Genomic DNA, 5,656 nt, shown 5'->3' with positions numbered 1-5,656 from the left:
GAACCGCCGCGCAGCACGAACTGCCCGCTCATGAACTTGCCGTTATATTCGCCGACCGCGCCTTCTGCCGCGCGAAAGCCGGGGTCAGGCCGATAGGCGCTCCCCGTCCATTCCCAGACGCTGCCGAACATGCCGTGGTCTTGCGGCCGCACGGGCCCGGCGGCGTCGAGGAATTGCCCTTCGTTCGGGTCGAGCCCGGCCGCCGCATGCTCCCATTCCGCCTCGGTCGGCAGCCGTGCGCCCGCCCAGCTCGCATAGGCGTCCGCCTCGTAGAAGCTGACATGCGTGACCGGCGCGGCCGGATCGACCGGCTTCAGCCCGTCGAGCCCGAAGCTCGCCCAGCCCGCCCCGTCGCGCTCCCAGTAGAGCGGCGCGCCCACGCCCTCGCGCTGCACCCACGCCCAGCCGTCCGACAGCCACCAGCGCGGGTCGCGATAGCCATCGTCCTCGATGAAGGCGATCCACTCGGCATTGGTGACGCAGCGGTCAGCGAGCGCGTAGGGCTGGAGCAACACCTGATGCCGCGGCCCCTCGCAGTCGAAGGCGAAGCCGGACCCGCTATGGCCGATCTCAACAAGCTCGCTCGTCCCGAGCGTAGTCGAGGGGCGCTGGGAAGGGCCGGACACACGCCCCTCGACTTCAGCCAAAGGCTGAAGTTTATCCTTAGCGACGCCGACAGGCGGCGTCGAAGGGCTCGGGACGAGCGAGAGAGATTGGCGCTTCCCATCCGGCCACACAGCCGGCCTCAACGGATTCTGCGCGAACAGGTGCAACACGTCTGTCAGCAGCAATTCCTGGTGCTGCTGCTCATGATGACAGCCAAGCTCCACCAGCGTCTGCGCCTCCGCGCCAAGCCCGGGCAGTGCCTCACCCACCGCCGCATCGACATGCGCGCGATACGCCCGCACTTCGTCAAGGCTCGGCCGCGTCAGCATGCCTCGCCGTGGCCGGGCATGGCGCGGCCCTTCCGCCTCGTAATAGCTGTTGAACAGGTACGCGTAGGCGGGGTCGAACGCCCGGTATCCCGCCATGTCGCGCAGCACGAACGTCTCGAAAAACCAGCTCGTGTGCGCCAGATGCCATTTGGCGGGTGAGGCGTCGTCCATCGACTGAACGGTTGCATCGGCGTCGGACAGCGGCGCCGCCAGATCCAGGCTCAATCCCCGCACCCGCGCGAACAGCGCGGCCAGCGGCTCCGCCTCCCCAAGATGCGCGAACGGCGTCATCGGACCAAGCATAGCGCAGTTTGTGTCGCTGTCGTTACCTTTTTGTTCTCTTTTCGGCAGGCCGTTAGCTGCGCGAGGCACCCGGAACCCACAGCACGTCGCCGCCCGAACGGCCCGCCACGAGTCGCGCCGCGACGAACAGATGGTCCGACGCCCGGTTCAGATACGCGAGGGCTGCGGGGTTCAGCGGAATATCGGCGGAGGCCGCGACCGCGGTCCGCTCCGCCCGCCGCACCACGCTGCGCGCCAGATGCAAAGCCGCCGCGGCCGGCGAACCGCCGGGCAGGATGAAGGAGCGGAGTGGCGCCAGCCCCTCGTTCATCGCGTCGATCTCGCGCTCCAGCCGCTCGACCTGTTCGGGCACGATGCGGAGCGTCATTTCGGATGGCGCGAAATCGTCGCCCGGCGTCGCGACATCCGCGCCCAGATCGAACAGGTCGTTCTGGATGCGCGTCAGATGGGCCGCGACCGGATCGTCGCCCAGTGCGGCGATCGCCACGCCCAGCGCGCTGTTGGCTTCGTCGACATCGCCGATCAGCGCCATCCGCGCATCGGCCTTGGACACGCGCGATCCGTCGACCAGTCCCGTCGACCCGGCGTCCCCGGTGCGGGTGTAGATCTTGTTGAGCTTGACCAAGCGCCCTAGCGCGCCAGCAGCATCAGCAGGGCGGCGATGAACACGGCCAGCGCCTGAAAGAAGATGCGGCCCATCATCATCCGGTTCTGCTTCAGTCCCGACGCGCTGGGGCCGCCATTGCCCGATTTCAGGTCGGCCTCGGTCGTCTTCAGGAAAGTCACGACGCCGCGGATCAGCATCACCACCGCGGCGATCGCGGCGGCGATCATCAGGAGCCAGAGGAACAGCGTCATGTCCGGTATCTAGTCCTCCGACAGCCGGAATCCAAGCGGCGCGCGGCCTTGGCGGAACGCCGCGACGATGCTTTCCGGATCGACGCCCTCCGCACGCAGATCGGCCAGCGCCAGCGCGCCGTGCCGCTTGGCGAGCCGCTCCCCGTCGGGGCCGATCAGCAGCCTGTGATGGCAATAGCCAGGCGTCGGCAGGCCGAGCAGCGCCTGCAGCAGCCGGTGGACATGGGTGGAGAGGAACAGGTCCTGGCCGCGGATCACGTCGGTCACGCCCTGCGTCGCATCGTCGACCGTCACCGCCAGATGATAGCTGACCGGCGCATCCTTGCGCGCCAGCACCACGTCGCCCAGCAGTTCGGGCCGCGCATCGACGATCCCAGCGCGTTCGTCGCACCAGGTGAGCGGCCCGGCCAGCGCCGTCGCCTTCGCCACGTCAAGCCGCCAGGCGTGCGGCCGGTCGAGGTCGGGCGCGATCAGCCCGCGGCAGGTGCCGGGATACAGCGGCCCTTCCGGCCCGTGCGGCGCCGTCGCGCTGCGGGCGATATCGGCGCGGGTGCAGAAACAGGGATAGACCAGACCCTGGTCCTTCAGCCGCTCCAGCGCCTCGGCATAGAGCGGCAGCCGCTGCGACTGGCGCACCGCCGGCTCGTCCCAATGCAGCCCGAGCCAGCGCAGGTCCGCTTCGATTCCGGCGATATGCTCCTCGCGCGCGCGGCCCGGATCGATGTCCTCGACGCGCAGCAGGAATCGTCCGCCGCGCGCCCGCGCAAAGTCGTGCGACAGCACCGCGCTCATCGCATGGCCCAGGTGCAGCCTGCCGGTCGGGCTCGGCGCGAAACGTGTTGTGGATAAGTCTAGGGACAAAATCGTGGATCGGGTTGACGGAGACTCGGGGCAAATGTCATTTCGTCGTCATCCTCTCGGGGCACAAGCCTCGGCGAGTGGGAAGGGGAGAGGCGTTTGTACCATCCCGATCTGATCCGGCATCCGGACAGTTGCCCGGCATTGGTGCTGAACGCCGATTACACGCCGCTCAGCTACTATCCGCTGAGCCTCTGGCCATGGCAGACCGCGATCAAGGCAGTGTTCCTCGACCGGGTCGACATCATCGAATCCTACGAGAAAGAGGTTCGAAGTCCCACCAGCGCGATGAAGCTGCCGTCCGTCATCGCGCTCAAGCAATATGTGCGGCCTTCGCAATATCCCGCCTTCACCCGGTTCAATCTCTTCCTTCGCGACCGCTTCACCTGCCAATATTGCGGGACGGCACGCGATCTCACCTTCGATCACGTCATTCCCCGCGCCTATGGCGGGCGCACCACCTGGGAAAACGTCTCGACCGCCTGCGCGCCCTGCAACCTGAAAAAGGGCGGCCGCACGCCGGCCGAAGCGCATATGTCGCTGCACGAGCAGCCCTACCGCCCGACCAGCTGGCAGCTCCAGGATCATGGCCGCGCCTTCCCGCCCAATTACCTGCACGAAACCTGGCGCGACTGGCTGTATTGGGACGTCGAGCTGCAGGCTTAAGGCGCAGCGAGAACAATCACTCCGTTCGTATCGAGCGAAGTCGAGATACGCTTCTCGACTGCGCTCGAAGCGAACGGTCAGGATTGCGGCGTCGGGCTCGGCTCCGGCGTTGGCGTCGCGGCGGGCGCCGGCGTCACCGCGGTCGTGCTCGCCCGCGCGTCCTGGCCGTCGCCTTCGGGCGCGGCGATGATGTCGCGGGTCACGGCGCCCTTGTCGACCGCGTTGGTCTCGGGCGATCCGACTTCGGAGCGGATGCCGGGCATCGCGCGGGCGGCGCCGGCATTGCCCAGCGTCGCCTGCTCCGGCGCGCTGCGCGGGGCGGGGCCGCCGAACATCGCTTCCAGCGCCTGGGTCGAGCTGTCCGCTTCCTGCGGCCGCGGCGCGCCCGGCGCCGGCGGGGCCAGCGCAAAGTCCGGCGGCACGACCAGCGGCGCGCGGCGGGCGACGGCGAATTCGTCCGGCCGCGCGCGGTCCAGCCCGCCGCCGGTGCAGCCCGCAAGCGTCAGCGCCGCTGCGCCCAGCACAATCACACTACGCATTCACATTCTCCGCGGGTTCGTTTGCCTGGCGCGTGAACAGCGCGCGCCCGAGCAGGATCAGGACGCCGATGGTAATGGCAGCGTCGGCGACATTGAAGACCAAAAAGGGGCGGAAGTCGCCGAAGTGCAGGTCGAGAAAGTCGACCACATAGCCGAACCGCACCCGGTCCAGGATATTGCCGGCGGCGCCGCCCAGCACCAGCCCCAGCGCCGCGACGTCGAAGCGGTTCCGCTCCCGCCACAGCCACACCAGCACCCCGGTTCCGATCGCCGCCGTCAGCGCGACCAGCGCCCAGCGCATCGTCTCGGACCCGGCGGTCAGGAAGCCCATCGACACGCCGTAATTGGGCACGAAATGAAAGCGGAAGATCGGCAGCAGCTCGACCGTCCCGACCGTCAGCAGGTCGAGCGGCCCCGTCATGATCCATTTGACCAGCTGGTCGAGAATGAAGATCGCAAGCGCGATGGAAAGGCCAAGGCGGCGGGTGGCGTTCATAACCCTTCCCCGTGCCCCTGCGAAAGCAGGGGCCCATATCGCCGAGCGCACCACCCAAGGAGTTGGACCCCTGCTTGCGCAGGGGTACGGCTCGCCTCAGTCACGAACAACCTCCGCACACCGCGCACACAGCGCCCCATCCTCCGGCACTTCCGGCAGATGCCGCCAGCAGCGGCCGCATTTGTTGCGCTCGGTTCGCGTCACCGCGATGCTATCGCCGGGCGACACCTTCGCCACGATGAACAGCTCCTCCAGATCGGCGTCGGGTGTTTCGGGCACCGTCACTTCGGCCTCCAGGCTCGACCCGATCACCTTTTCCCGCCGCAGCGGCTCGATCGCTTCGGTCACCTGGCCGCGCAGGCCGCGGAGCGCGTCCCACTTCGCCCCGAGCGACGGGGCCAGCCACCCCGCATCCACCTCCGGCCAATCCGCGAAATGCACCGACTCCAGCCCGCTCATCTCGAGCGAAGTCGAGAGACGGGTCTGCCACACTTCCTCGGCGGTGAACGGGATGATCGGCGCCATCCAGCGCACCAGCGCGTTGAACAGCACGTCCAGCACCGTCCGATACGCCCGCCGCTTCGGCGACGACGGCGCGTCGCAATAGAGGCAGTCCTTGCGGATATCGAAGAAGAAGGCGGACAGGTCCTCGTTCGCGAACTCGCTCAGCCGGCGGACATAGCGGTTGAACTCGAACGCGTTCACCGCGTCCTTCAGCTCGCGGTCCAGTTCCGCCAGCCGGTGCAGGATATACCGTTCCAGCTCCGGAAACTCGGTCGTGCGCTCCGCGTCCGTGAAGCCATCGAGCGCGCCCAGCAGATAGCGGAAGGTGTTGCGGAGCTTCCGATAGGCGTCGGACGCGCCGGCCAGCACTTCCTTGCCGATCTTCACGTCCTCGAAATAGTCGGTCGAGGCGACCCACATGCGCAGGATATCGGCGCCGCTTTCGCTCATCACCTTCAGTGGATCGACGACGTTGCCCAGGCTCTTGGACATCTTGC

General features: G+C 67.7%; 8 protein-coding genes. 1 reads left to right on the top strand and 7 read right to left on the bottom strand.

What is annotated here, in order from left to right; translation table 11 throughout:
- The 4 genes from egtB to gluQRS form a co-directional block, all read right to left on the bottom strand.
- Positions 1–1,226: ergothioneine biosynthesis protein EgtB (egtB, locus tag VFT73_RS06860; RefSeq protein WP_326409442.1), on the bottom strand; the 1,226-nt coding region annotated here is incomplete at its 3' end.
- A gap of 64 nt (positions 1,227–1,290) precedes the next feature.
- A complete protein-coding gene (locus tag VFT73_RS06855; protein ID WP_326409441.1) occupies positions 1,291–1,863 on the bottom strand; it encodes a cob(I)yrinic acid a,c-diamide adenosyltransferase in 573 nt (190 codons plus the stop codon).
- Between the two features lie 5 nt (positions 1,864–1,868).
- Positions 1,869–2,096 carry a hypothetical protein gene (locus VFT73_RS06850; protein ID WP_326409440.1) on the bottom strand — a complete coding sequence of 76 codons (228 nt, stop codon included), beginning with the start codon at positions 2,094–2,096 and terminating at the stop codon, positions 1,869–1,871.
- Between the two features lie 9 nt (positions 2,097–2,105).
- Complete coding sequence (gene gluQRS / locus VFT73_RS06845) at positions 2,106–2,957, bottom strand: tRNA glutamyl-Q(34) synthetase GluQRS (protein ID WP_326409438.1); 852 nt, start codon at positions 2,955–2,957, stop codon at positions 2,106–2,108.
- A gap of 96 nt (positions 2,958–3,053) precedes the next feature.
- On the opposite strand from gluQRS, the gene VFT73_RS06840 reads away from it, so the two are divergent.
- Positions 3,054–3,620 carry an HNH endonuclease gene (locus VFT73_RS06840; RefSeq protein WP_326409436.1) on the top strand — a complete coding sequence of 189 codons (567 nt, stop codon included), beginning with the start codon at positions 3,054–3,056 and terminating at the stop codon, positions 3,618–3,620.
- 77 nt (positions 3,621–3,697) lie between these two features.
- Here the strand turns inward: VFT73_RS06840 and VFT73_RS06835 are convergent, their stop codons facing one another.
- The 3 genes from VFT73_RS06835 to VFT73_RS06825 all read right to left on the bottom strand — a co-directional run.
- Positions 3,698–4,159: a DUF3035 domain-containing protein gene (locus tag VFT73_RS06835; RefSeq protein ID WP_326409434.1), complete on the bottom strand. Its 462-nt coding sequence runs from the start codon at positions 4,157–4,159 to the stop codon at positions 3,698–3,700.
- Positions 4,152–4,655 carry a signal peptidase II gene (gene lspA, locus VFT73_RS06830; protein ID WP_326409432.1) on the bottom strand — a complete coding sequence of 168 codons (504 nt, stop codon included), beginning with the start codon at positions 4,653–4,655 and terminating at the stop codon, positions 4,152–4,154. The genes VFT73_RS06835 and lspA overlap by 8 nt, the downstream gene beginning before the upstream one ends.
- A gap of 96 nt (positions 4,656–4,751) precedes the next feature.
- The coding region (locus tag VFT73_RS06825; RefSeq protein ID WP_326409430.1) for a class I tRNA ligase family protein at positions 4,752–5,656 on the bottom strand (905 nt) is incomplete at its 5' end.

This window comes from Sphingomonas sp. (assembly GCF_035758555.1).
Taxonomy (GTDB): domain Bacteria; phylum Pseudomonadota; class Alphaproteobacteria; order Sphingomonadales; family Sphingomonadaceae; genus Sphingomonas_B.
This window is presented reverse-complemented; position numbering and strand designations above follow the sequence as displayed.

Excerpts from the sequence above, each read along its gene's own strand:
- VFT73_RS06850 (WP_326409440.1), bottom strand. The coding sequence starts at position 2,096 with ATGACGCTGTTCCTCTGGCTCCTGATGATCGCCGCCGCGATCGCCGCG.
- VFT73_RS06835 (WP_326409434.1), bottom strand. The coding sequence starts at position 4,159 with ATGCGTAGTGTGATTGTGCTGGGCGCAGCGGCGCTGACGCTTGCGGGC.
- lspA (WP_326409432.1), bottom strand. The coding sequence starts at position 4,655 with ATGAACGCCACCCGCCGCCTTGGCCTTTCCATCGCGCTTGCGATCTTC.